23 protein-coding genes and 1 tRNA gene are annotated in these 25,644 nt (G+C 61.8%); 15 read left to right on the plus strand and 9 right to left on the minus strand.

Translation table 11 applies throughout. The features are described 5' to 3' along the window. Positions 1–172 precede the first annotated feature (172 nt). The 7 genes from ssd (at position 173) to HMPREF3153_RS12035 (ending at position 4,536) form a co-directional block, all read left to right on the plus strand. The gene (gene ssd, locus HMPREF3153_RS12005) at positions 173–1,198 is read left to right on the plus strand and encodes a septum site-determining protein Ssd (RefSeq protein WP_070420993.1); all 1,026 of its coding nucleotides are present in this window, start codon (positions 173–175) and stop codon (positions 1,196–1,198) included. Continuing rightward, entirely contained in the window at positions 1,195–2,340 is a 1,146-nt protein-coding gene (locus HMPREF3153_RS12010) for a TadA family conjugal transfer-associated ATPase (RefSeq protein WP_070420994.1), read from the plus strand. Before ssd ends, HMPREF3153_RS12010 begins: the two co-directional genes overlap by 4 nt. Before the next feature lie 32 nt (positions 2,341–2,372). Then, entirely contained in the window at positions 2,373–3,110 is a 738-nt protein-coding gene (locus HMPREF3153_RS12015) for a type II secretion system F family protein (RefSeq protein WP_246817205.1), read from the plus strand. Continuing rightward, on the plus strand, positions 3,107–3,637 hold the full coding sequence (locus tag HMPREF3153_RS12020) for a type II secretion system F family protein (RefSeq protein WP_005531240.1): 531 nt from the start codon (positions 3,107–3,109) through the stop codon (positions 3,635–3,637). The genes HMPREF3153_RS12015 and HMPREF3153_RS12020 overlap by 4 nt, the downstream gene beginning before the upstream one ends. A 66-nt stretch (positions 3,638–3,703) precedes the next feature. Beyond that, the gene (locus tag HMPREF3153_RS12025; protein ID WP_005531238.1) at positions 3,704–3,895 is read left to right on the plus strand and encodes a DUF4244 domain-containing protein; all 192 of its coding nucleotides are present in this window, start codon (positions 3,704–3,706) and stop codon (positions 3,893–3,895) included. A 3-nt stretch (positions 3,896–3,898) separates the two neighbouring features. Further along, a complete protein-coding gene (locus HMPREF3153_RS12030) occupies positions 3,899–4,216 on the plus strand; it encodes a hypothetical protein (protein ID WP_005531236.1) in 318 nt (105 codons plus the stop codon). Then, the gene (locus HMPREF3153_RS12035) at positions 4,213–4,536 is read left to right on the plus strand and encodes an Rv3654c family TadE-like protein (protein WP_005531234.1); all 324 of its coding nucleotides are present in this window, start codon (positions 4,213–4,215) and stop codon (positions 4,534–4,536) included. Before HMPREF3153_RS12030 ends, HMPREF3153_RS12035 begins: the two co-directional genes overlap by 4 nt. On the opposite strand, the gene HMPREF3153_RS12040 is transcribed toward HMPREF3153_RS12035, so the two are convergent. Further along, entirely contained in the window at positions 4,533–6,896 is a 2,364-nt protein-coding gene (locus HMPREF3153_RS12040) for a Zn-binding domain-containing protein (RefSeq protein ID WP_070420996.1), read from the minus strand. The genes HMPREF3153_RS12035 and HMPREF3153_RS12040 overlap by 4 nt on opposite strands. Positions 6,897–7,085: 189 nt before the next feature. Between HMPREF3153_RS12040 and HMPREF3153_RS12045 the strand changes: the two genes are divergently transcribed. Then, positions 7,086–7,289, plus strand: a complete 204-nt coding sequence (locus HMPREF3153_RS12045; protein WP_005531231.1) for a cold-shock protein — start codon at positions 7,086–7,088, stop codon at positions 7,287–7,289. 36 nt (positions 7,290–7,325) lie between these two features. On the opposite strand, the gene HMPREF3153_RS12050 is transcribed toward HMPREF3153_RS12045, so the two are convergent. Further along, positions 7,326–7,955: a DedA family protein gene (locus tag HMPREF3153_RS12050; protein WP_049147268.1), complete on the minus strand. Its 630-nt coding sequence runs from the start codon at positions 7,953–7,955 to the stop codon at positions 7,326–7,328. 279 nt (positions 7,956–8,234) lie between these two features. Between HMPREF3153_RS12050 and topA the strand changes: the two genes are divergently transcribed. Together topA and HMPREF3153_RS12060 are read left to right on the plus strand one after the other, a co-directional pair. After that, the gene (topA, locus tag HMPREF3153_RS12055; protein WP_070420997.1) at positions 8,235–11,177 is read left to right on the plus strand and encodes a type I DNA topoisomerase; all 2,943 of its coding nucleotides are present in this window, start codon (positions 8,235–8,237) and stop codon (positions 11,175–11,177) included. A gap of 2 nt (positions 11,178–11,179) precedes the next feature. Beyond that, complete coding sequence (locus HMPREF3153_RS12060) at positions 11,180–11,839, plus strand: hypothetical protein (RefSeq protein ID WP_070420998.1); 660 nt, start codon at positions 11,180–11,182, stop codon at positions 11,837–11,839. Here the strand turns inward: HMPREF3153_RS12060 and HMPREF3153_RS12065 are convergent. Both HMPREF3153_RS12065 and HMPREF3153_RS12070 read right to left on the minus strand, forming a co-directional pair. After that, on the minus strand, positions 11,787–13,055 hold the full coding sequence (locus HMPREF3153_RS12065) for a DUF418 domain-containing protein (protein WP_246817206.1): 1,269 nt from the start codon (positions 13,053–13,055) through the stop codon (positions 11,787–11,789). The genes HMPREF3153_RS12060 and HMPREF3153_RS12065 overlap by 53 nt on opposite strands. A gap of 49 nt (positions 13,056–13,104) precedes the next feature. After that, positions 13,105–14,637, minus strand: coding sequence for an adenylate/guanylate cyclase domain-containing protein (locus HMPREF3153_RS12070; RefSeq protein WP_070420999.1), 1,533 nt, complete (start codon positions 14,635–14,637; stop codon positions 13,105–13,107). Between HMPREF3153_RS12070 and HMPREF3153_RS12075 the strand changes: the two genes are divergently transcribed. Both HMPREF3153_RS12075 and HMPREF3153_RS12080 read left to right on the plus strand, forming a co-directional pair. Next, positions 14,636–15,874 carry a DNA polymerase III subunit delta' gene (locus HMPREF3153_RS12075; RefSeq protein WP_083281050.1) on the plus strand — a complete coding sequence of 413 codons (1,239 nt, stop codon included), beginning with the start codon at positions 14,636–14,638 and terminating at the stop codon, positions 15,872–15,874. The genes HMPREF3153_RS12070 and HMPREF3153_RS12075 overlap by 2 nt on opposite strands. 85 nt (positions 15,875–15,959) lie before the next feature. Beyond that, positions 15,960–16,032: transfer RNA gene (locus HMPREF3153_RS12080), tRNA-Thr, on the plus strand. A gap of 205 nt (positions 16,033–16,237) precedes the next feature. On the opposite strand, the gene HMPREF3153_RS12085 is transcribed toward HMPREF3153_RS12080, so the two are convergent. After that, entirely contained in the window at positions 16,238–17,881 is a 1,644-nt protein-coding gene (locus HMPREF3153_RS12085) for an AMP-binding protein (protein ID WP_070421000.1), read from the minus strand. A gap of 235 nt (positions 17,882–18,116) precedes the next feature. Between HMPREF3153_RS12085 and HMPREF3153_RS12090 the strand changes: the two genes are divergently transcribed. Genes HMPREF3153_RS12090 through HMPREF3153_RS12100 form a run of 3 tightly spaced genes read left to right on the plus strand, consistent with a single transcriptional unit; the run spans position 18,117 to position 20,756 of the window. Then, a complete protein-coding gene (locus HMPREF3153_RS12090) occupies positions 18,117–18,929 on the plus strand; it encodes a GDSL-type esterase/lipase family protein (RefSeq protein WP_070421001.1) in 813 nt (270 codons plus the stop codon). A gap of 59 nt (positions 18,930–18,988) precedes the next feature. Beyond that, positions 18,989–20,104 carry an S-(hydroxymethyl)mycothiol dehydrogenase gene (locus HMPREF3153_RS12095; RefSeq protein WP_070421002.1) on the plus strand — a complete coding sequence of 372 codons (1,116 nt, stop codon included), beginning with the start codon at positions 18,989–18,991 and terminating at the stop codon, positions 20,102–20,104. Between the two features lie 31 nt (positions 20,105–20,135). Then, entirely contained in the window at positions 20,136–20,756 is a 621-nt protein-coding gene (locus HMPREF3153_RS12100; protein WP_070421003.1) for an MBL fold metallo-hydrolase, read from the plus strand. Here HMPREF3153_RS12100 and rfbA read toward each other — a convergent pair whose 3' ends face one another. From rfbA to HMPREF3153_RS12120, 4 genes are all read right to left on the minus strand, one after another. Further along, entirely contained in the window at positions 20,757–21,623 is an 867-nt protein-coding gene (gene rfbA / locus HMPREF3153_RS12105; protein ID WP_070421004.1) for a glucose-1-phosphate thymidylyltransferase RfbA, read from the minus strand. Between the two features lie 10 nt (positions 21,624–21,633). Continuing rightward, complete coding sequence (gene rfbD / locus HMPREF3153_RS12110; protein WP_070421005.1) at positions 21,634–22,977, minus strand: dTDP-4-dehydrorhamnose reductase; 1,344 nt, start codon at positions 22,975–22,977, stop codon at positions 21,634–21,636. A 9-nt stretch (positions 22,978–22,986) separates the two neighbouring features. Further along, entirely contained in the window at positions 22,987–23,994 is a 1,008-nt protein-coding gene (rfbB, locus tag HMPREF3153_RS12115) for a dTDP-glucose 4,6-dehydratase (protein WP_005531196.1), read from the minus strand. A 92-nt stretch (positions 23,995–24,086) separates the two neighbouring features. Beyond that, complete coding sequence (locus HMPREF3153_RS12120) at positions 24,087–25,373, minus strand: HNH endonuclease signature motif containing protein (protein ID WP_246817207.1); 1,287 nt, start codon at positions 25,371–25,373, stop codon at positions 24,087–24,089. Positions 25,374–25,644 lie beyond the last annotated feature (271 nt).

Genomic DNA, 25,644 nt, shown 5'->3' on the forward strand with positions numbered 1-25,644 from the left:
CTGTTTGTGCACGCGAAGGTCAAGGCAAAGGAAAGCACAAAACGGCTGTTTTCCACACATATTTGCTGACACATCACGCTGCATCGCTACAACGCGTTTCCAATAGGTGCGTTATCCACAGCGAGAAAATTGCCTCTAGAAACAGCGGCTATGTCACCCGCAGGCTTAAGGCATGAGTTCACAAGACGTCACCATCGCCATCGCTGTGGGAGATTCCGCGTTGCGCGCTGAGGTTCTTGCAGCAGCCGCTGCTACCAGCGTGCACGTCACCACGGTGGAAGACCCACGCGACTTTCCGCGGCACCTGCCCAAGGCCAGCGTTGTCATCGCAGACAAGCTCACCGCGGCTCTCGTGGCCAAACACAGCGTTGCCCCGGTTTTCTTCGTTGTGGCCGACCCCGGCCCCATTGACTACGAGGCCGCGATGAAATGCCGCAGCGCCGAAGCCTTCATCGTGCCTGCTGAGTCGAAGCAGCTCTTGAGTGCGCTTGCGGATCAGGTGAGCCCACGTGAGCAAAGCGGCGGATCTTTCGCGCTCGCAGTGGTTGGCGCAGCCGGGGGAGTGGGCACATCTACCTTTGCCTATGCGCTCGCGGTGGAGGTGGGAGCAGGGCTGCTTGTCGACGCCGCTCCTTACTCCGGTGGGCTCGATCTTCTCGCTGGCATCGAGGAGGAACCAGGGGCAAGGTGGCCGGATCTTGCAGCGGGAAGTGGCGCCGTAAACGCCACGGACCTGCATCGGGCGGTGCCGCGGCACGGAAACCTGGGGGTGCTGGCGGCGTCGCGAAGCGCACATGCGCAGGTAGCGACCCTCAAGCCAGCGCGGCGCGAGGCCATTTTCCAAGCAGCTGCGTTGCACCCACAAGGTGCTGTCTTTGATGCCGCGCCGGGCGATATCCCGCAAGTCTGTGAACACGTGATCATCGTCTGTGCCGCTGAGGTGCGCTCCGCCGCGGCGTGTGCACAGCTGGTTGGGGAGCTGCGTGCGCAGCAGATGGCGTGCAGTGTTGTGGTACGGCATCGGCAGTGGTCGGGGCTTGAGCCGGAGGATATTGCGAACATCGTGCACTGTGACCCGATTGCGGAGATTCCCACTGTGCGCGGGTTGACCAAGGCCGTGGAGACAGGCGGTTTGCGCAGCATACCGCGCCCGTTGCGCGCAGCTGCCCAGCGAGTGATCGACGAGGTGCTTTCATGAGTAACACCAGCCTCCTGGATAAGCTGCGCGGAATTGTGGCTGCCGAGCCGGAGCTCGTGGCCGACACCACGGCGCTGGCCCGGCGTATCCGGGCAGAGGCAGGCGTCATCAGTGATGGCGATGTTCTCGACCTTTTGCGCCGCCTGCGCCATGACTCGCTTGGGCTCGGGGTGCTGGAACCGATTCTGACGCAGCCGGGGCTGAGCGACGTTGTGGTCAACGGTCCGCGCAGTTGCTTCATCGACCGTGGCAGCGGCTTGGAGCCGGTGCCCGTCAGCTTTGCCAGCGACGCCGAGGTACGCCAGCTTGCCACCCGCCTCGCGTCGGTGGCGGGTGTGCGCCTCGATGACGCACAGCCTTTCGCCGATGGAAGGCTCGCGCGGCCCGATGGCACAGCCCTGCGCCTGCACGCGCTGCTTGCCCCGCCTTCTGCGGGCGGCACCTGCATTAGCTTGCGCGTGCTCCGCCAAGCACAAACGAGCCTTGACCAACTGGTGGCAAGCGGCAGCATCGCAGCAGAGGTCGAGCCCCTGCTGCGGGCGATTGTGGAACGCCACGCTTCCTTCCTGGTCATTGGCGGAACGGGAGCGGGCAAGACTACCTTGCTCTCAGCGATGCTGGGTACGGTGCCAGACTCTGAGCGCATCCTCGTGATTGAGGACACCGCGGAGCTTGCGCCCTTGCATCCGCACGTGGTGACGCTGGTGGCGCGGCGCGCTAACGCGGAAGGCCGCGGTGAAATCACGATGGCGCGGCTCCTGCAGCAATCGCTGCGCATGCGCCCCGACCGCATCGTGGTGGGAGAAATTCGCGGAGCGGAAGTTGTGGACTTGCTTGCCGCGCTCAACACCGGCCACGACGGCGGTGCTGGGACCCTACACGCGAACTCGGTTTGGGAGGTACCAGCGCGCATGGAGGCCCTCGCCGGGCTCGGCGGCCTGGACCGCGACGCACTACACTCGCAGCTGGCGGCGGCGGTACACGTGGTGCTTGCGATGGAACGGCGGCCAGAGGGCCGGTGCCTGGCGCACATCGGGCTGCTCGAAGGAAACCCCGTGGTGCCCGAGCTTATCTGGAGCATCGATACCGGCAAGGGGCCCGGTTACGGGGACTTCGCTGAGCGCCTGGGGGTTGCACCATGACCTTCTTACTCCTAGCGGGAGCGGCCCTTGTGATGCAGCCTCCGGTAGCTCGCCGGCTGCAGCCAGGCAACGCGCGGACTCGCCCTGCCGGGCTACTTGTGGTTCCGGTGGTCTTCTGCGGGGGGCTCGGCTGCTACGTATTCGGGCGTGTCAGTGTCGCAGTGGCCGTGTTGTTCGTTGTGGTCTGTGCGGTCTGGTATATCCGCGACGTCGATCAAGCCCGCCAAGCCCGGCGCGGTCGGGAACATCTGGCTACCTTCCTCGGCACGGTTGCCGCGGATCTCAGGGCGGGTGCCACCACGGCGGGTGCGTTGCAACGCGGTGTGAACTCGGTACCTGCAGAATGCCCCGCGGCAGTGCGGCTGCCGCTTCAAACTGCGGCTGGAATGGCTGCTCACGGTGGGCATATTCACGCCCCGCTCGTGGAGGCCGCGGACCCGGCGGTAGTGCGCCTTGGCCACGTCATACGCATGTCGACGGCGCACGGGGTCGCGCTCGCAGAACTTATCGAGCAGGCCCAGGCCCAGCTCGATGCCGCGCGCCGCCACGCCAAATCCACGGAGTCTTCGCTGCAGGGCCCGCAGGCCACCGCGCTTATCCTGGCCTGTTTGCCGTTGGCCGGCATCGCGATGGGAGGGGCGATGGGAGCGGATTCATTATCGTTCCTGTTAGGCGGGGGATTAGGGGGCCTGCTTCTCGACGTCGGTGTGGCCCTTGCCTGCGCAGGCTTTGCCTGGTCGCGCTACATCCTGCGGAGGGCTGCGGCATGATGACCTTGCTTTGTCTGGCCCTAGCGCTTCTTATTCCCACGGCCCCGCCGCTGCGTCGTCTCGTGCGGCCAAAGACGCCACGCGATGGGCCGCGGCAGCAGCCAGCGCCTCTTGATGTTGCGGCTGACCTCGAGCTCTTCGCGGTGTGCGTGGAGGCGGGCCTGTCGGTGCGCGATGCGTTGGCTGGGGTGGCGTCGACAAGCGCCTGCCCCGCGTGGCAGGAAGCTGCCGCGCTGCTGGGGGTTGGTGCGCCGATGTCTTCGGCCATCGCGGTCCTGCGTGAACAACCGCAGTTGGCGGATCTGGCGGGTCTGCTTGAGCTCTCGGGTGAATCCGGCGCCGCGATTGCCGCGGGCTGTCACCGCCTGGTGGAGACGCTGCGCGCGGAGGCCGCCGCGAATGCTGTGGCACGCGCTGAGCGCGCCGGGGTATTCATCGCGGTTCCGCTAGCCGTGTGCTTTCTGCCAGCGTTCATCGTCTTGGGGCTCGTGCCCGTGATTATCAGCCTGGGGACCCAGCTGCTTTAGCAACCTATCCACTAATACGAATCTCACACATCAACTACAGAAACCAGCACTACAAAGGAGAAAAATATGAAAGTTCTAGCTACTCGCATGAAAGCCGTCTTAGGCAACGACGAGGGTATGTCGACGATCGAATACGCCATGGGCTCACTCGCTGCTGCGGCGCTGGCTGCGGTACTTTATGCAGTCATCAATGGCGGACAGGTTCCCGACGCCATCGAATCCATCATCACCGACGCGCTCTCCAATACTCCGCGCTAGGCTATGCAACTCATCCGCATCCTGCGTAATGACACGGGCTCGGTCACCATCGAGGCGGCTCTGGGGTTAAGTTCGCTGGTCATCGTGGCCGCGGGCGCAGTCGCCGGGGTGGCAACGATGGCGGCACACCTCGCGGCTGTCGACGCCGCTGGGGCAGCTGCCCGTGCACATGCCATCGGGGAGCCCTTCTCGAGTGACGGGGCAAGCGTCGACGTTGCTGAGCATGGCGGGCTCGTGACCGCACAAGCCACGGTGCCGGCCCCGCTCGGGTCGATGAAGGCGCGTGCTGTGTTCCCTGCTGAGATCGGGTCCACGCGATGAACCGCTGGCATAACTCCGATGCTGGCTATGCCACCGTGGCCAATGCGGGCATCATCGTGGCCATCGTGTCCCTCTTGCTCGGCGTCACCGCCGTAGCGGGGCGGGTGGCTGCGCGCCACGAAGCGCAGGTTGCGGCGGACATGGCTGCCGTGGCGGCTGCTTGGGACCACGCCCGGGGCAGGGACGCGTGCGCCCAGGCGCGGGAGACGGCCGCGCACAACGAATCGACGCTGCGGGAGTGCCGAGTGGTCGAACGCGACGTCATCGTCACCGTTGCCGTACGGCGGGTGGAGGCGGTGGCGCGGGCCGGGCCTGTCTAAGCGTCGGCAGGCATGGGCCCTGATTGCGTCATCGTCACCAGCGCGCCCAACAGCTTGATGGCGCCTGCCTTGTCCAGCGGGTTGTTGCCGTTGCCGCACTTCGGTGACTGCACGCAGGACGGGCAGCCCGACTCGCACGGGCAGGAGACCACCGTCTCGTAGGTGGTGGCTATCCACTCGGGGAAGCGGCGGAAGCCCTCGTCGGCAAAGCCGGCGCCGCCGGGGTGACCGTCGTACACAAACACCGTGGGCAAGCCCGTGTCCGCATGCTGCGCGGTAGAGACGCCGCCGATATCCCACCGGTCACACGTTGCTATCAGCGGCAGCAGACCGATGGCGGCGTGCTCCGCCGCGTGCAAGGTGCCAGGCGTATCCGCTGCGGTGACGCCCATCGCTGCAAGTGCCAGCGGATCGATGGTGTACGCCACCGCGCGGGTATGCAGGCGCTGTTGCGGCATCTCCAGGGCAATGTCATCGCCCACCGTGCCATCAGGCAAACGCACCTGATAACCCGTCACTTGGTCGATGACCTCTACCTCGACGTTGGCTACCCACAGCCCCGGCGCGTAGTTCACCAGTTCGTCGGCCTCGCGCACGATTCGAATATCCGTGGTCGAGCGCGGGGTCGTGGTGTACTCCGGGGTGTCCGGCTTAGCCAGCGCCAGGTAGTCGGCGAAGTGCAGCTCCTCGATGACGTAGCTCTCGCCCTGGTGCAGATACACCGCGCCGGGATGGACCTGGCTGGCGGCGCGTGCGGCGTCGATTGTGCCGAGCAAACGCCCGTCAGAAGCATCCACGATCATGACCTCTTCGCCCGAACCACCGCGCAGCGACACCGCCGCGTGGGCAGTCTCCGGCGTGAGCTCCTCTCCAGCCGGAATCGGAGTGGCGAACCATCCGCGGTCGCGGCGGCGCAGCAGCCCCCGCTCCGCCAGAGCATGCACCACGTCGTGCGCCCCGAGCTGCTCGATTTCCGCATCCTGGAGCGGCTTCTCGACGGCCGCGCAGTAGACGTGCCCGAACAGGATATAAGGATTCGCCGGGTTGAACACGCTCGCCTCAACTGGCTTGCCCAGCAGCGCGTCAGGGTGGTGCACCAGGTAGGTATCCATCGGCTCGTCGCGTGCCACCAACACCACCACGGAGCCTTGCCCGCGCCTGCCCGCGCGGCCTGCTTGCTGCCAAAAACTTGCCACCGTGCCCGGAAACCCCGCGGTGATGACGGCATCCAATCCGCCAACATCGATACCTAGCTCCAGCGCCGAAGTCGTCGCCACGCCCAACAGCTCACCGGAATCGAGGGCCTTTTCCAACTTGCGCCTGTCTTCTGCCAGGTAGCCCGCGCGATACGCAGCGATGCGGCGGGCGAAATCCGGCCGACCCAACGCGCCCGAAAGGTCTTCCGCCGTGCGTAGCGCCACTACCTCCGCGGCGCGCCGGGAACGCACGAAAGTCAAGGTGCGCGCGCCCTCTGCCACGAAGGTCGCCATCATTCCGGCAGCTTCCGTGGTTGCGGCGCGGCGAACCGGGGCACCGTTTTCGCCTTCAGCGCCTTCAATGAAGCCCGGCTCCCACAACGCCACCGTTCGCGCGCCCGTCGGCGCACCGTCCTCGGTCACCTCGCGGGTTTTACGCCCCGTCAAACGCTGCGCATGGATGGCCGGGTCCTTCATTGTGGCGGAGGCAGAAATGACCACCGGGCGCGCTCCGTAGTGATCGCACAGCCTTAATAGGCGGCGCAACACCAGCGCCACGTTCGCGCCAAAGACCCCGCGGTAGGAGTGGCACTCGTCGATCACAATGAAGCGCAGATGCCGCAGGAAGCGTGCCCAGCGCTGGTGGGAGGCCAGCATCGACATATGAATCATGTCTGGGTTGGAGAAAATGAACCGCGCGTCATCCCTGATTCCGGCGCGCGCCTCGGTGGGAGTATCGCCGTCGTAAGGCGCGGCAACCATCCCGCGCAGCTCCTCGACCTCTCTGCTCATCTGCAAAACGGAGTGCAGCTGGTCCGAGCCCAGCGCCTTTGTGGGGGTGAGATACAACGCGCACGCAGTAGGGACACTTGCCAACGCAGTGAGGATGGGAAGCAGGTATCCCAAGGACTTGCCCGAAGACGTGCCTGTGGCCACCACGACGTCGTTTCCCTGCCAGGCGCGCTCGGCTACCGCGACCTGATGGGAGTAGAGCTTGTGCACGTCACGGCCCTCAAGGAAGGCGCGCAGCCCAGGGAGAACCCATTCGGGCCACGGCGCATAGCTGGCCGGTTTCGCCGGCAGGGTGGTGGTGAAAGTGCATGTGGATCCGTCGTAGCGTCGCTGCAGGAGCTCGACGAGTTCTTCGCCAAGAGGGTTGGTCACGCTACCCCCTTTCCCGAAAATCTTTTGCGTCAAACTATCGCCTACTGAACAAACGTGCCACACTGGGAGGCAGGCCGATGAATTCTTGGCTCAGTGTTTTTCTTTTTGTTAGTGCTGGCGAAGATTTGTTTTCCACAATCCAATTTTTCGTCCACACCGAGTGGACACTCATATAGAAGGTTTAACACCATGGCACAAGGTACCGTCAAGTTCTTCAACGCAGAAAAGGGCTACGGCTTTATCGAGATGGAAGATGGCTCCGGCGACATCTTCGTTCACTACTCCGAGATTCAGGGCAACGGCTTCCGTACCCTCGAAGAGAACCAGAAGGTCTCTTTCGAGGTCGCTGAGGGGCAGAAGGGCCTGCAGGCACAGAACGTGACTGCTCTCTAAAACTTTAATTCGCGCAACCCCTTAGGAATGATTTTCCTAGGGGGTTTCTGCGTATCCGCGGTGGGTATCCCACCATTCCAGCAGAGCGTTTTGAACCTTCTGTAGGCCAAAGCCGATGATGATTGCGGCGATAATACTGACCACCATCGCGAGCGCCGGCGAATCGGAGAAGGCCATACCTCCCACATAACCAATGGCTAGCGCTTGGGCAGCCCAGATGGAGACGCCTATGGTGTCGAAGAAGAAAAACAGCGGCCACGGATAGCGCATCGAACCCAACAGAATGGTCATGAATAGTCGCGCTGAGGGAATGAAGCGGGCAATGATGATTGCGGCGCCACCGCCGCGGCGCATGTTGCGCTTGACCCACGCTAGGCCCTCGTAGGCTTTGGAGCCCTTTTGGACGCGGTTGACCAAGGCCATTAAGCGGGTTCCCAGAAGGAAACAGAGATTATCGCCCAGAATGGCTGCCACCAATGCGACGAAGAACATAGTGGGGACGTGCGGGTACCCCTGCGACGCGGACCAAGCACCCACCATATTGAGTGGGATTTCAGAGGGCAGGACGGGGAAGAAACAGTCTAGGAAGATCAGGCTTCCCACCAGCGGGTATACCCATTGGGTGAGCATGACCATTTCGATCCATGCGGTGACGGATGCAACCATCATTCCTCCCCATCGGGCGTGTTGTTCGTGTTAGTGTGCCTTTTACTGTGCCCTGTGCTGAGGCGCTGTCAGGAAACGTGGCCCCCAAAGCTACAGCTGGCTGTAAAGCGACCAGTATAACCGCGCTTAAACAAGGCAGCGCAGCTGCCCTAACAAGTACAGAGAAAAAGAACTGTGTACGCTATTGCTCAATTGCCTTTTATTGTGCGCGATCCTGAAGCGCTAAAAAGGGTTTGAAACAGCGACATGATATCGCGTCATCGAAAGGGATGAAGTCGAGTGGCAGAAGCAGCCGGGAAAACCCTGGTCATCGTCGAGTCAGCGACCAAGGCTAAGAAGATCCAGCCCTACCTAGGCGACAAATACATTGTTGAAGCCTCCGTGGGGCACATCCGCGATCTTCCACGCGGCGCTGCTGACGTCCCTGCGAAGTACAAGAAGGAATCCTGGGCCCGCCTCGGCGTGAACCCTGAGGACAACTTCACCCCGCTGTACGTCATCAGCCAGGAGAAAAAGAAGAAGGTCGCAGACCTCAAGGCCAAGCTGAAGCAGTGCGATCAGCTCTACCTCGCAACAGACCCGGACCGCGAGGGCGAAGCCATCGCTTGGCACCTGCTCGAGGTTCTCAAGCCCAAGGTCCCTGTGCGCCGAATGGTCTTCAACGAGATCACCAAGTCTGCCATCTTGGAGGCGGCAGAAAACACCCGTGAGCTCGACGAGAACCTCATCGATGCCCAGGAAACCCGCCGCATCCTTGACCGCCTCTACGGTTACGAGGTGTCCCCGGTTCTGTGGAAGAAGGTCATGCCGCGCCTGTCCGCCGGCCGCGTGCAGTCCGTTGCTACCCGCGTCATCGTCGAGCGCGAGCGTGAGCGCATGGCGTTCATCTCTGCTGAGTATTGGGACCTGACCGCTTCCCTGCAGACGCAGGGCAATGCTAAGGAGGAGTTCGACGCCCGCCTGACCGCCATCGACGGCAAGCGCGTTGCCTTGGGTCGTGACTTCGACGATAGGGGCCAGCTCAAGGGTGATGAGGTGGTCGTCGTCAAGCAGGCGCAGGCGCATGCGCTTGCCGACGCCCTCCAGGGCGCCACCTTCGACGTTTCCAGCGTCGAGCACAAGCCATATACCCGCAAGCCTTATGCGCCGTTCATGACTTCGACGCTGCAACAGGAGGCAGGCCGTCGCCTGCACTACACCTCCGAGCGCACCATGCGTATCGCGCAGCGTCTCTACGAAAACGGTCACATCACCTATATGCGTACCGACTCAACCTCGCTGTCCAAGCAGGGGCTCAACGCCGCGCGAGGGGCCGCAAGCTCCATTTTTGGTTCGGAGTACGTCTCTGAGGCGCCGCGCATCTACGACCGCAAGGTGAAAAACTCCCAGGAGGCCCACGAGGCTATCCGCCCAGCCGGCGAGAAGTTCATCACCCCGGGCGAGCTCTCCGGCAGGCTCGACGCGGAGGAGTTCAAGCTCTACGAGCTCATCTGGAAGCGCACCGTGGCCTCCCAGATGGCTGACGCCAAGGGCACCTCCATGAAGGTCACCGTGGCGTCCACCGCCACCACCTCCGAGGGCGCACAGGACGTGGAGTTCTCCGCCACCGGCCGCACCATCACCTTCCCGGGCTTCCTCAAGGCTTACGAAGATGTGGCTGCCAAGAATTCCGACGGCGAGTCCCGCCTGCCGCACCTGGACGAGGGTGATGACCTCGCCGTCACCAAGGTGACGGCAGACGGCCACTCCACCAACCCGCCGGCTCGCTACACCGAGGCCAGCTTGGTTAAGAAGATGGAAGACCTAGGCATCGGCCGCCCGTCGACGTACGCCTCCATCATCAAGACCATCCAGGACCGCGGCTACGTGCTTTCCCGCGGCAACGCCCTGGTTCCGTCCTGGGTTGCCTTCGCGGTCATCGGCCTGATGGAAAACAACTTCACCGAGCTGGTGGACTACGACTTCACCTCCTCCATGGAGGACGAGCTCGACGCCATCGCCGCCGGCACCGAGAACGGCACCGACTGGCTCAACGGCTTCTATTTCGGCAACGCCGCAGCCAAGGACCAGAAGGCGGACTCGATTGCCCGCCATGGTGGTCTGAAGTCGCTCATCGACATCAACCTCGAGGCCATCGACGCCCGCCAGGTCAACTCGCTGAAGCTTTACACCGACTCGGAAGGCCGCGACGTCTTCGTGCGCGTGGGCCGCTACGGTCCGTACATCGAGCGCATCGTGGGCACCAACGAGGACGGCACGCCTGAGTACCAGCGCGCCAACCTTTCTGAGACCACCACCCCGGATGAGCTAGGTGAAGAGCTCGCTGAGAAGCTCTTTGCCACCCCGCAGGGTGGCCGCGAGCTGGGTGAGAACCCTGCTAATGGGCGCATGGTCGTGGCCAAGGAAGGCCGCTTTGGTCCTTACGTGACCGAGCAGGTGCGCGACGATGAGCGCGAAAAGGCCGAGGCCGAGGCCCTCGAGGTAGTCAAGCAGGAGCGCGAGGCCGAAGACAAGCAGCGCGCCGAGGAAGGCAAGCGCGCCAAGAACTGGGAGACCAAGACTGCGGAAAAGCAGAAGGAAAAGCGCATCGCCGAGTACATCGACGAAAAGCTCAAGCCGGGCACTGCTTCGCTGTTTAGCTCGATGGAGCCATCTTCTGTCACCTTGGAAGAGGCGCTCAAGCTGCTGTCCCTGCCGCGTGAGGTGGGCGTGGATCCTTCCGACAACGAAGTCATCACCGCGCAGAACGGCCGCTACGGCCCGTACCTGAAGAAGGGCAGTGATTCCCGCTCGCTGGCTAACGAAGAGCAGATCTTCTCCATCACCTTGGACGAGGCGCGCCGCATCTACGCGGAGCCGAAGCGCCGTGGCCGCGCCGCCGCGCAGCCGCCGCTGAAGCAGCTGGGTGACAATGACGTCTCCGGCAAGCCGATGTCCGTCAAGGATGGCCGCTTCGGCCCGTACGTCACCGACGGCACCACGAATGCTTCGCTGCGCCGCGGCGACGATCCAGCAACGCTTACCGACGCCCGCGCCAACGAGCTGTTGTCCGAGCGCCGTGCCAAGGAGGCCGCGGATGGCGGTAAGAAGACCACCAAAAAGGCTGGGAAGAAGTCGACCAAAAAATCGACCAAGAAATCCACGAAGAAGGCAACCAAGAAGTCGGCGAAGAAGCCTTCGCCAGGCACTAAGAACGTGGTCAAGGCAGGCAGCCGCAAGTAGCGATGGACTTCCTACAACGCACTGAGGAGGGCGCCGCCGCGCTGTGGCGGGCGGTATATCCCGCAATCACCGATCCCGCCGGCCACCCCGCGCGCCTTGGTTTTCTAGCTGCCGGGGAGGCCAGCGCTTGGGCGCGCATCTTCGGGTTTGAGCCCCGGCTTCTCGACGCCACAGTAATAGCTACTCTATGCACCCAAACGGCGAACCCGGTGCTGCGCGGTGGCCTTGCCGCCGGTTCGGTGGGCCAGTACTGCAAGCGCGGCGAACCGAATGCTCTGGGCATTGCCGCCATTGCCTTGCATCACGGGGCTTATCTGTATCTTTTGCGTGCACAGCGCAACGACAAGCTGGGCTGGGGCCTGCGCATCGGCGCGTGGGCTGGCGGCCTTGCCGTATCTAAGGGCCGCTACCGCGCGGCCACCGCCGTGGCTGGTGCGGCTGTCGCCGCCACTTCGGCGCTCGCAGGGGATCCAGCCTTGCGTGCAGAGGCCACGAAGGGCGCGAGCCACGGCGCCAACCTCATCCTCTTCTCAGAGGGGCTTACCCTCGCACGCACCCTGCCCTTCAACCCGCTGCGTGATAGCCGCCTGCTGGGCGCCGCCGAGGCCGCTAGCCGCGTGCTTGGCCACTTCCTTCTGGTTGATGCACTGGAGCGCCACTGACGGGTGATTCAATGCCGCTAGGCGGCTGCCTTTTTAGTTCTGGCCGCATCGTCTTGCCATAAGAAATTCGGCGATGCAGCCACTCGAATGGGCCCGGCTTGCCAAAGCATTCGAGAAGGCAGGCCAGCAGCAGAGTGAGCAGCCAGTTGCCCACCGCCAACAAGGCCAAGCCGGAGGCATAGAACTGGGAGCCGATGTTTAAGGTGAACGGGAAAATCACCGTGAAGAAGATGATCGACTGCATGATGTAGCCGCTCATCGAGCGCTTACCCAGCGCACTAAATGGCCACAGCCACCAGGGCAGTGTCTGCACCTTCTCTAGCACCAGCGCGAGCATCGCCAAGATACCCGGGCCGGTAATCACACCGACGAAGGTGTTGAGCAGATAGAAGGCCCCCTCGGCTTCCGCGGGGAGCACGCCGATAGCAGCAAGGCCCCACGGCAGGCCCACGCCCAAGATGATCGCTGCTGCAATGCCCGCCCAGATGCGCAGCTCGGTGCGGTGAGACGCGACGTCGGCAAGCGTGCCCTGGCGCGCCCACGTAAAGCCCACCAACATGATGGGTCCGTACATGAGAATGAACGGCCCGGCGCTAACAGCCTGCCCCAACAGCATCACTAATCCATCCAGCACCAACTTCCCATAGGATTTGGGGAGCTCGGAAAAGAGGACATAATTAATGCCTGATTCCGGAACCAAAAGCGTAAACACAAACGCACCGATTCCAAGGACCGTAATGATGGTCAGCAGGGTATAAGCGATCTTCTTGAGAGTTTTATCGTGCAGGGTAATAAACATGCTGATGGCCAAAGCACAGCAGCCGTAGAAAAACATGATGTCGCCATTGAAGATAAACACCAGGTGGATAATGCCGAAAAGGGCCAGGAAGCCGTAGCGCTTGATGATGACCATGCGTGCCTGGCCGAGCGGGAAGCCGCGGCGCCAAAGGCTCAGGGTGATAAGCCCAATACCGAAGCCCAGGAGCGTGGAGAACATCGGCAAGCCGCGGTTATGCGCGAACATCGCGGTAAAGAGCACGGTTGCCTTATCCCACACGTTGCCGGAATCGATGCCGCCGAAGTACTGGCCGTCTGGATGGGCGGTGGTAATCCACCCAGTGCAGACGTTGGCTAGGGCGATGCCGAGAAGAGCCATGCCACGAGCTACGTCGGGCACGATCATGCGAGGTCGAGACTGAGACACTGCGGAGGTCATGGGCCGCATGTTACAGGTCTTATGAAACTTCTTCTCGGTTACTATGCTGCTATTGCTCCGCGCGCTCAGCAAGCGTGGGGCGGATAGGGCGTGCCAGTCGCGTCATGCGGCGTCGTCCGCGCAGCTCAATGGACTTCATCATGGTCCAACGCGCCTGTTCAGCCTCGTTGGCACCGCGCAGCGTGGCGGAGTTAGTCAGCACTTGGCCCGGGGTGTCCTTGGCCAGCTCGGTCAGGCGCGCCGCCTCGTTTACTGCGTCACCGATGACGGTGTACTCGAAGCGATCTGCGCCGCCGATGTGGCCGGCCACCACGTGACCCGCCGCGACGCCGATGCCTGCCTGCAGCTCCAAGCCACGCAGCTCCTGACGCAGCTCGCGCGCCGCCTGCAGCGCCATGGAGTTAGCGTCGTAGACGTTAAGCGGAGCGCCAAATATGGCCAGCGCGGCATCGCCCTGGAACTTGTTGATGATGCCCTTGTTGCGGTGCACCACTTCGACTACGTGCTCGAAGAACTTGTTGAGCGCTTCGACGACCTCCTCCGGTGTGTGGTTGACCGCGAAGGTGGTGGAGCCGATGACGTCGATGAAAAGAACGGCTACCTTGCGGTCCTCGCCGCCCAACTCGGGGCGCTCCTCCAACGCGCGCTGGGCCACCTCCGTGCCCACGTAGCGGCCGAAGATATCGCGCACGCGTTGACGCTCGCGCAGGCCGCGCATCATCTCATTAAAACCTGCCTGCAGCACGCCCAACTCGGATCCGTCATAAATATCGACCTGTACATCATTTTCGCCGCGGCGCACGCGGTTGATGGCGTCCTGCAGCTCCAGGATGGGGTCAACGACGCTCATCATCGCGAAGATGGTACCGGTAAAACCCGTTCCCAGGGCGGTCAGTGCAAGGGCGATTACCGCGGGCATGATGTCGGTGGAGTTATCGGTAAAAAGTCCTGCGCGCTGGCCCAGCAGAACGAGCACGATTCCGATCAAAGGAATGCCCGACGTCATCACCCAGGTGAAGATGAGGCGGTACTTGATGGGCGGCTCTAGCGTGGAGTCCTCGAAGCGACGCGCCACGGCCTGCGCGGCTACTGGGCGCACCAGACGCTCGGCTTGCAGGTAGGTCAGCAGGACCACCAGCAGTCCCGCCAGGGTGGTGGACACACCGACCACCAGACCCAAACGGCCCGAGGACTGCGAGGCGATAACTACGGCGAGGATGATGCCGATGACCCACACCAAGGCCGCTACCGCGGCTTGGTAAACCGGGATGCGTAGCACGAGGTTGCGCACCATGTTGGGATCATGAGCGTCGGGATTGCGCTGCCAATCCAGCACCGGACGGAAAAGCAGCAGGGTAACCGCGATGCCGATCACCACAGCGAAGGTCACGTATAGGACGCCGACGAGCTCGAGGTTGGGCACGTCGGAGGTGAAGTCCTTAATTTCCGGCATCGGCAGGAAGAAGACCACGAAGGTCATAATCGCGATGGCGCCGACGATGTTAGAACCCAGAACGAGCGTGGCGTACATCGGCCATTGGGTGCCCATAAGCCAGCGGGCGCCACGCAGTAGTCTGTTCATGATTTATTACTTTAGTTATCCCAGTAGGCTAGGGCGAGTGAATACCGGAAGCGTTGCGCAACGATTGGCAGATACCCCGGCGGTGGCCCACACGATCCTGGCCGCCGCGCGGGCAGCCCGCGGGGAGGGGGACCCGCGTGCCATGAGCCACTCGTGGCTGTTCACGGGCCCGCCGGGGGCTGGAAGGTCCCTGGCTGCGCTCTGCTTCGCGGCTGCGTTGATGTGCACTAGCGCTGACGAAAATGGGGACCCTGGCTGCGGCCAGTGCGAGGCCTGCCGCGGCGTACTCGAGCAACAAAAACACACCGACTTGGTCTACGTGGACCCCCAAGAACAATTCATCACCGTGGGCGAGGCCCGCGAGGTGATCGGCCGCGCCGCCAGCCTTCCCAGTGTGGCGCCGTGGCGCGTGGTCATCTTCAATAAGGCCGATCGCTTCCGCAACGAGGCCGCCAACGCGCTTCTCAAGACTGTTGAGGAGCCGCCGGAGCGCACCGTCATCATCATGGTCGCCCCGTCGGAGGACCCGCAGGACTTTTCCCAGACCCTGCGATCACGCTGCCGCCACCTCTATATCCCGGCACCGAGCGTCGACGGAATCGTCAAGCAGCTCACCGCCGAGGGCGCCAGTGAGCACGACGCCCGTCTGGCCGCCGTGGCCAGCCTGCGCCACGTGGGCCGCGCGCGCCACTTGGTGCAGGATCCCGGCGTGCAGAAGCGTCGCGCCATGGCCATCAACCTGGCCGAGGAGGTCTACCGCGGGTCGCAGGCTTTCCAAGCAGTGACGGCATTGCTGAAGTTCGTGGAGACCGACGCCAAGAATTCCCGCGCCGAGCAGGATGCGGCAGAGCTGGTCAAGTTGGAGCAGTCATTTGGCGTGGGTGCCAAGGGTAAAGGCGCGGCCCGGGCACAGCGCGACGCCAAGTCGGCCCTCAAGGAGCTCGAGGATTTGCATAAGAAGCGCGCCAAGCGCCGGATTACGGACGGCTTGGACATGGCGCTCATCGATCTAGCGGGAATCTACCGCGATGCCCTCATGCTCAAGGTCGGTGCTCAAGTGGAGATGACGCACCCGGATTTTGCTGGATTGGCAGGCGAACTGGCCAAGCGCGTGAGCGAGGACGGTCTGCTCGCGGCGCAGTCCGCGATTCGCACCTGCCGTGAACAACTTCTGCAGAACGCCAACCCCCAAGTGGCCTTCGACGGCATGGTGGGGCGGTTGCGTTTGGCCCGCTAGAGCCTGCTTTCCGACGCCGATCCACACGCGATTTCCGGAACCCGCCAGCACTGCGATAGAATCCCTTTTGCTGCATATGCAGTGCGCCGCTTTAGCTCAGTCGGTAGAGCATTTCACTCGTAATGAAAAGGTCGTGAGTTCGATTCTCACAAGCGGCTCAAAAAGAACCCGCCTTCTTATCTGTAAGAGGCGGGTTTAGTGCTTCCTGGCTAGTTACCCAGACCTGGAACTACAGACTTCCTGCTCGCCACCGCACGTGCTTGCCGACGCCCCGCAATCCACCAGAAAGCTGCATTTCCACCCCTGGGTATTTGCTAGAGGATGGCGGAGGGAGGGGGAGAAGTAGGAAAGCGTTAGCTCTCGTTAGCTCTGCAGCAAGCGCGGGACAACCTTGCCCGTAGCGTTGCGCGGAAGTTTGTCCAGGAAGTGGACATCGCGCGGCACCGAGTGGTCGGCGAGGTTCTCGCGCACCCATTCGCGGATGGTTTCTGCCGTCACGGACTTGCCCAGCGAATCCTTGGTGGTCACAGCCCACACCGCGATGCGCTGGAAGGTCTTCTCGTCCTCCACGCCGCCGGCGTGCACCTCGTGGATGCCCGGCATCGCTTCCAGAATCTCAGTGACCGACTGCGGGTGAACGTTCTCGCCGCCGACGATAATCATGTCGTCGGCGCGACCTACTACGTGCAGGTAACCCTGCTCGTCGATGTAGCCCAAGTCGCCGATGGAAATCAGCCCGTCAATCTTGTTTAGCTTGATCTTCGGGTTGGTGTAGCCAATCAACGCGGTGGAGTTGGTCAGGTAAATCTCGCCGACCTCGCCGCGCGGCACCTCGATGCCCTCCTCGTCGAGGATGCGCAGCTTCGTGCCCGAAGCCACCTTGCCGCCGGTGGTCGGGTCCTTGGCCACTTCTTCCATCGTCGCCGTGGAGGCGAGCGCGAGCTCCGTGGAGCCGTATACGTTGCACAGAATGGGTCCGAAGCGCTCGTTAGTTTCCTCCACAATCTGCGGCGTGAGCGCGTGGCCTGCAGAAGCGATGAACTTTAGCGAAGAAGTTTCATAACGCTTCTCCGGGTCAACCTCGACCATGCGGCGGAAGAAGACCGGCGAGGAGAGTAGACCGTCGAGCTTGTAGCGTTCGATATCGTCGAGTGCGAGCTCCGGGTCAAAGTCGCGGCGGGTCACGATGGTGTTGCGCAGACCCAACGCGATGTTGATGCAGGCCCATCCCCAAGTGTGGAAGATGGACGCCGTCATCTGCACCTTCTGGTTTGCGCGCCACGGGATGTTGCCCACGATGGAGGCAAGCACGACCGGCAGGGTCGGCTCTGGGCGCATGATGCCCTTCGGGATGCCGGTGGTGCCGGAAGACATCAGCACGATGTGGCCATGCTTGGGGTACTTGTCCAGGCGGACCTGGGAGACGGCCTCGGGGTGCTTGACGACGTCGCTTAGCGTGCGCAATCCATAATGTTCCGCGCCCGAGTCGTGGCTGATGATGACCTCGAGCTTTTCGTAATAGGCCGGATCGAGACGGTCGATGAATTCGTCATCGATAACGAGGGCGTTGATGTTGTTTTCTTCGATGCAACCGGTTAGCTGTTCCGGAGAGGAACCCACGTTGAGCAGGAAGATGTGGGCACCCGCGTAGCCTTTGGCGCCGAGCGGGGTAATGATGCCGCGGCCGTTGCGAGCCATGACGCCGAGGCGGATCTCCGGCAGGTCGAGCGCGCGCAAGTGCTTGGCGAGGGTCTGCGCGTTATTGCGCAGCTGGCGGTAGGTGAGGGTGCCGTCGTCATCGATAAGCGCAATGCGATCTGGACAGGTGATGTAGCCCTGCTCGAGCTCGCGCGCCGTGGTGAAACGGTAGCGGGTCAGGATTGGCCCTGCCTTGATCAGGGGAGTGATTCCGTCGTGGTGGGTAATGATTCCGGACTTGAAGAGTTCGGGGACAAAGCGGCTGATCGCCGCAGCATTGAAAGCTAAATCGGAAAAATTGAAAGACATATAAACCTATTTTCAAAATAATTTGGAGAGCTATTCGCTTCTCTATCGTATTTTCGAGGCTAACCGTTGCCCTGAAGGGGGCAAATGTTGCTAGTGTTACAGAAGTTGCCCTAAAGTAGCGTAGGATACTTTTGATTCTAAACACATTTTCTGAATATCCGGATTCCTGGCGGTCAACTGGACGAGCGTCCAGGTTGCGCTAGGATAATGCGCGACAAATTTCGAGAGGAATCTAATGAAGCTGAAGAAGAAAGTGGCTGCTGTCGCCGCCGCTATGTTTGTTGCAGTTGGGGTTGGCCAGGTGCCGCAGGCGGTTGCGGCTGAGCGTAACTTGGTGGCTTTCGGTGACTCCGTTTTGGCAGACCCTGATGCGGGGGCCTACCTGCAGGCGCGTTTGAGCTCTCAAAGTGCTGGTGGTGTGAATTGCCCGCAGTCCAATAACTTTGCAAAGCGCACTGGTGCGAAGCTGGGCCTGCCGGTCGCGGATTTCTCCTGTTCCGGCGCCGTTTCCTTCTCTCCTGGGCCGCAGATGTTCTCCCAGGTGGATCGCGCTATCCAGACGGGAGCGCTCAGCGGTGAGACGCGTCGAGTTCTCTACGCCACCGGTTTCAATGACACCTACAACAACCCGGGAATGGGCCAGGGCGAGCTGCGTCGCCGCTTTGTTGATGCGAATGCGCCTTTGATTAACCGCATTCGTGCTGCTGCGCCGAACGCGCGTATTCAGATTGTGGGCTATCCGACCATTGGTTCCGCGGGGAGCTACTGCTTGCTGCACGTTGGCCCAACTCCGGCGGATCGCACCTACCTTCCGCAGGTGGAAGGCTGGGAGAACGCAGCCCAGTGGATGCAGGTTGACCTTGCGTCCCGTACGGGTGTCGAATTTCTCGACATGAAGCCTTCTTCCCGTAATAACGGCATGTGTGCGAACGCAGATCAGCGCATGTGGGCTGGTCTTGTGGACTTTACTGCCGGCGACGGCAATCTGCCGCTGCACATCAACCAGCGCGGTCACGAGCATGCGGCAAACGTTATTGCCGCATCCTAGATTCTGAAAGACATTTTCATTAGTGCGGTCTTGCTGAAAATCTGTGTAGGCTCGGCCGCATGAGTGAAACAATCGTTAAAGCAGTAATCGCCCGTTCCAAGGGCGCACCAGTAGAGACCGTTGACATCGTCGTGCCCGAGCCGGGCGCAAACGACGTCATCGTAAAAGTTCAGGCCTGCGGTGTGTGTCACACCGACCTGGCCTACCGCGACGGCGACATCGAAGATGCCTTCCCGTTCCTGCTTGGCCATGAGGCTGCGGGCGTCGTCGAGCGCGTGGGCTCCGACGTAACCCACGTGGAGGTCGGTGACTTCGTCATCCTGAACTGGCGCGCCGTGTGCGGCGAGTGCCGCGCCTGCAAGAAGGGTGAGCCGAAGTACTGCTTTAACACCCATAATGCTTCCGCGAAGATGCGTCTGGCCGAAGGCGACCAGGACGCCGGCACGGAGCTGACCCCAGCGCTCGGCATCGGGTCCTTCGCGGAGAAGACCCTGGTTCACGAGGGTCAGTGCACCAAGGTGGATCCAGACGAGGATCCTGCCGCCGCTGGCCTGCTGGGCTGCGGCATCATGGCAGGTCTGGGCGCTGCGGTTAATACCGCCGACATCCAGCTGGGCGAGTCCGTCGCCGTATTCGGCTGCGGCGGCGTGGGCACTGCGGCCATCGCAGGAGCCAAGCTGGCAGGTGCTGCGAAGATCATCGCGGTGGACATTGACGAATCCAAGCTGGAAACCGCCCGCGAGTTCGGCGCCACCGACACCATCAACACCAAGGATTTGAGCGAGGACGAGGTCGTCGAGGCCGTCCGCAACCTCACCGAGGGCTTCGGCACCGACGTCACCATCGATGCAGTGGGCATTCAGCCGACCTGGCGCCAAGCTTTCTACTCCCGCGATCACGCCGGCCGCATGGTCATGGTGGGCGTTCCTAACCTTATCGATCACGTGGATATCCCAGCCATCGACCTGTACGGCCGCGGGGGTTCCATCAAGCCGGCGTGGTACGGTGATTGCCTCCCGGAGCGCGACTTCCCGGCCTACGTCTCCTTGCACCGCAATGGGCAGTTCCCGCTGGACAAGTTCGTCTCGGAGCGCATTGCGCTTGACGACGTCGAGGAAGCCTTCACCACCATGAAGTCCGGCAAGGTTCTGCGTTCTGTCGTAGAGTTCGTGTAAACCGCTAGGGTGCAATCAAGAAGGAGCAAAGATGCAGATCCATAAGGTAGTGACCTCGGGTAAGTTTCGCCTCGACGGCGGGGAGTGGGACGTGGATAATAACGTCTATGTCATTGGCGATGCCTCCGGCGTTTACGTGGTGGACCCTTCCCACGACCTAGACGCAGTGGCCGACATGGTTGGCGACCGCCCCGTCAAGGGCATCCTCCTCACTCACGCCCACAACGACCACTGTGACCTCGCGCCCGCGGCCGCCGAGCGCTTTAGAGCCGAGGTTTATCTCCACCCCGACGATGAGATGCTGTGGGAGGAGTCCAACGGCGGTGCGCCTTTCACCCCGCTGGCGGATAAACAGCAGTTCCAGGTCAGCGGCGAGGACATCACGGTGTTCCACACCCCAGGTCACTCCCCGGGCTGTGTGGTCTTGCACCTGCCATCCGACGGCGTTCTACTCTCCGGAGACACCCTCTTCAATGGCGGGCCCGGTGCTACCGGCCGCAAGTACTCCGACTTCGACGTCATCATCGAGTCGCTGCGTAACGTCGTGTTCCACCTGCCCCCGGAGACTCGTGTCCTGCCAGGTCACGGCGATGAAACCACGGTAGGGGCAGAGGCTGCCCGCATCGACGAGTACGTGGCCCGCGGCTATTAGTTAGCCCTCGCTCGCTGCGTCTACCAGATAGGCGCCATAGCCTGATTTCATGAACGGATCGGCGAGCGCGGCCAAGGCCTGCCGGGAGATGAAACCCTCGTGGTAGGCCGCCACCTCGGGTGAGCCAATCACCGTGCCGGTGCGCTTTTGCATGACCTCGACGTAGGCGGAGGCCTCGCTCATGGAGTCCACGGTGCCGGTATCCAGCCATACGTCGCCGCGCTGCATGCGCTGTACGCGCAGCTGCCCGCGCCGCAGGTATTCCTCGTTGACCGCGGTGATTTCTAGCTCCCCGCGGGCGCTGGGCTCGATAGACTTGGCGATCTCAACAACGGAGTTGTCGTAGAAATATAGGCCCACCACCGCATGGTTGGACTTGGGCCTTTCCGGCTTCTCCTCAATCGAGAGCGCATTGCCGTCGGCGTCGAAGTCCACCACGCCATAGCGCTGCGGATCAGAAACCTCGTAGGCGAAGATGATGCCGCCCTCCGGATTGCGGCACTGCCCCAGCGCGGTGGCAAAGCCGTGGCCTTCGAAGATGTTATCGCCCAGTACCAAGGCCACCGAGTCATCCCCGATGAAGTCCTCCGCGATGAGGAAAGCCTGCGCCAGGCCCTCGGGCCGTGGCTGTACCGCGTAGGAGAGCATGAGGCCGAGCTGGGAGCCGTCGCCAAGCAGGCGTTCAAAGGATGCCGAATCCTCCGGCGTGGTGATGATGAGGATCTCCCGAATGCCCGCCTGGATGAGAGTGCTCAGCGGGTAATAGACCATGGGCTTGTCGTAGATCGGCATGAGCTGCTTCGAGATGCCTTTGGTGATGGGGTAGAGGCGCGTGCCTGAACCGCCAGCGAGGATGATGCCTTTCATGCATTCAACCTTAATCCAGCGAGTAGAGCGCGAGGTACAGCGCAATCGCCGCGCGCCAGTTCATAGGGCTAAAGCCGGTGGCCTCAATCTTGGACAAATCCAGCGTGGACTCCAGCGGACGCCGCGCGGGCTCGTCGCCGTATTCCTCGGTGCTGACCGGGTGGACCTCGGAAGGGTCGTGGCCGAGCCCGATGAACGTGGCCATCGCAATTTCGTCTCGGCCTACGCTGTCGCCCCCGGAGGATATGTTGTAGATGCCGTAGGGTGCCTGCACCTTAAGCAGGTGAGCGATGCCCTTGGCTAGGTCCTCGGCGAAGGTCGGCCGCCCGTGCTGGTCATGGATCACCTTCGGTTCCACGCCCTGTTTGGCAAGCCGCGCCATGGTCTTGACGAAGTTATTGCCGTCCCCAAAGACCCAGGAGGTGCGCACGATGTAGTGCTTTGGCGCCACGCTTGCCGACGCCTCACCTGCCGCCTTCGACGCCCCATACAGGCTCAACGGGCTGGGTGTTTCCTCCTCGGTGTGGATTTTCTGGGAACCGTCGAAGATGTAGTCGCTCGAGACATGCACCAAGGTCAGGTTGTTCTCCACGGCGATGCGCGCGAGCTTCGCGGGCGCTAGGGCGTTGACTTCCCAGGCGCGGGCGCGGTCGGACTCGGCCCCATTGACGTCGTTGTAGGCAGCGCAGTTAATGATTGTGGAGTAGTGCCGCCAATGGCGCTCAGGTGGGTTGCAGATGTCGAAGTCCTCGCGTGCACAGAACTCAGCGTGGGGCAACACTTGGCGCAGCGCGCGCCCCAGTTGACCGTTTGCACCGGTGACCAATACTTTGCGCGGGGCCATGGGGGTGACGTCGGCAAGGCGTGGGTGAGCCCGGTCTTTGTCAGAGATCTCCGTGGGTTCGAGCGGCCAATCCACCATGTCCAGATTCACGAACGTGTACTCCGCATCCGGTGACCAGTGGTCATTGACGAGGTAGGAATAGGCGGTTTCCTCCAGTGCCTGGAAACCGTTGGCCACGCCCCAGGGCACAAAGACGGCGGTCTCCGGCCCAATTTCGTGGGTGACCAGCTCGCCGTAGGTCGGAGAACCCTCGCGCACGTCGCACCACGCGCCAAAAACTTTGCCATGGGCGACGCTCACCAGCTTGTCCCATGGTTCGGCGTGGAGGCCGCGAGTCACACCCCTCGTGGCGTTGAAAGAAACGTTGTTCTGCACCGGCTGAAAGTCCGGCAGCCCGGCATCCAGCATCTTGGCGCGCTGCCAATTCTCTTTGAACCAGCCACGGTTGTCGCTGTGCACATCCAGCTCCACGATGAGCAGGCCTTCAATGGCTGTCTTCTTGATCTGCATGATTGCCTCTTATTGTCCTTGCTGTGCGTAGTGCTTCTCGACGTCGCCCTTCACCGGACGCCACCACTGCTCATTGTCGTGGTACCACGTGATTGTTTGCTCAAGCCCCACGCGGAGGTCCGTGTAGCGCGGGACCCAGCCGAGCTCGCGGCGCAGTTTCGAGGCGTCCATGGCATAGCGTTGGTCGTGGCCCGGCCTATCTGCCACGTGCTCGTAGCGGGCCTTACCAGTTTCGTCAGTAGCTCCCATGATCTCGCAGATCACTTCGATGACTTCTTTGTTGTTGATGTCTTTCTGGTCGGCACCGATGTTGTAGGTTTCACCGATTTCGCCACGATCCAAAATCGCTAGCACTGCTGCGTTGTGATCATCGACGTGAATCCAATCGCGCACTTGCTCGCCGGTGCCATAAAGCTTTGCGGGCTGATCATCCAATAAGTTGGTGATCTGCCGCGGAATGAATTTCTCCACGTGCTGGTACGGGCCATAGTTATTGGAGCAGTTGGAGATGGTCGCCCGCAGACCGAAGCTGCGCACCCAGGCACGCACTAGATGGTCCGAGCCGGCCTTGGAGGCTGAGTACGGTGAGGAAGGGTTGTACGGAGTGGACTCCGTGAACTTCGTGTCGGCGCCGATTTCAAGGTCGCCGAAAACCTCATCGGTGGACACGTGGTGGAATCGCACGTCATGCTTGCGGCACGCCTCGATCAGTGTGAACGTTCCCACCACATTGGTCTGAATGAAGGGGGAAGGGTCCCGCAGCGAGTTGTCATTGTGCGACTCAGCGGCGAAGTGGACGACTACGTCCGACTGCGCCACTAGCTCGTCTACCAATACGGCGTCAGCGATATCACCGACCACTAGTCGTGCCTCGACTCCCTCAAGGTTCGCGCGATTGCCGGCGTAAGTGAGCTTGTCGAGGACCGTGATTTCCACCTCCGGCCGCTCCTTAGCTACGAGACGAACGAAGTTTGCGCCGATGAATCCGGCGCCACCTGTGACGAGCATTCTGTGCATGGCTACCAAGTTTAGGCCACCGCCCTTATCCTTCCTCAGCTTCGGAGCAAAACGCCAGCGTGGCCCTCCCGCAAGGCACACTTGTCCTGCGGTTAGGCACTGAGTTGGCGCGCTGGAGCTTTTTGCGCAGCCGGACTGTCATTGAGAAAGATCTGCCCCGAACCTGCGGGGCGATAACCCACTCTTCCTGTTTTGGGGCATCGTTCCGCATGACCCATATTTCTGGCCCCGTCCCGTTGGTCATTGTTATCAACATGATGACCTCTGCATTGGAGCGTTAAGTTCCGTAAGTCCGTGGTCCCACCGGCTGCCCAAGCATGAATATGGTGGACATCGCATTCGACCCAGGGCTTATCACATCCCGGCCGCGAGCACACCAGCTCTGATGCCGCCAAAGCAATCCGTTGATAGAGGCTTGCGCTGCGCTTGCAGCGGCCAAGTTCCAGCGGGAAACCTTTGTCATCTACTGCGCAGATAAAGTCATGCGATGCAGCTCCTATGCGCAACAGGTCGAGCGGGGAAAGCTCCACTCCTGTGTTGGTGGCGAACCTCGTGGAAGAATCCATCTCCTCCAACTCGCTCAACGTGGTGGTGATGAGCAGGGAACCTACTCCGCCGTTAGTGTGCTGCTTCGACTCCAAGTAGTCGTGCACTATTGCCGCCAGCTGATCCGCCATGCGCTGCGAATAAGTGCGCGAGTCTTCCTCGGCGGGGACATTTGGTCCGCCCTGATGGCGGGCTGGTGCGAAAGCAGCCTTGAGCATCGCCGCAGTAGCAGCATCGACATAGCCGCTGATGAACACGCCTCCGTCGGCATCTGGCTGCGAAATGCGCAAGCGGCGCTTCTTAAAGACCGCATCCACATCCGAAACCGATTTGTTGGCCTGACGGATAGCGTTGCGCAGCCAATCCCGCAACGCCGTTTGGGAAAGCTCGCGGGACTTCTCCAAGGCTTGTTGGCGCAATTCTTGTGGCCCAGGCGTCGCGCCCTCAGTGAGGTGTTCCAATTCGCGCTCAATGAGCGCGATGGTCTTTTCGCGCGCGGCATCTTCCTCGAGCATCTGACGGCGCCGCTTTTCGGCTGCCGCGCGCTCCCGCCGATCACGCTCGCGAGCAGCCTCTTCTCGCTTGCGCTCTTCGTCGCTAGCTTCCTCGCCCACTGGCAGCGTTTCAGACGGTGCAGATTCAGAAGGGGAGACCTCAGCAAGCGGCGCAAAAAGTGATTGCCCCGTCTTTATCCGTGACTGAGCTTCGGCGTAAGTGAGCCCCAGTCTCGCCGTGAGGTAGTCTTCTGGCTTGCTCGACCCCACCACGCGCCCAGCATCATCGCGCGCGGCAATGAACGCGAATGCCGCATCCACGGTGGTCTTTTTGCTCATTGCGGTTTCGAGATGCTCAAAGGCGGGGTGGAGGCGCCCAAAGTAGACATCAGAGGGATCCTTCAAGAGCTCTCGCAGTGAAGTTAGCGAGCTCGTAATGCTATTGATTGTGGAAAATATTGCCTCATGCTTGTCTTGCATTGTGTCCGTCCCCCTCTCGAATCCCCGTATTCGATTACATGTTCTATTATATCGAATCCTAAAGGGCTGTCAATAGGGAAGTAGAAAAACTTTTCGAATTAAACACTCGGTAAGGGTAGACAGTTGTGTG

It is taken from the genome of Corynebacterium sp. HMSC06C06, assembly GCF_001807295.1.
GTDB lineage: Bacteria > Actinomycetota > Actinomycetes > Mycobacteriales > Mycobacteriaceae > Corynebacterium > Corynebacterium striatum.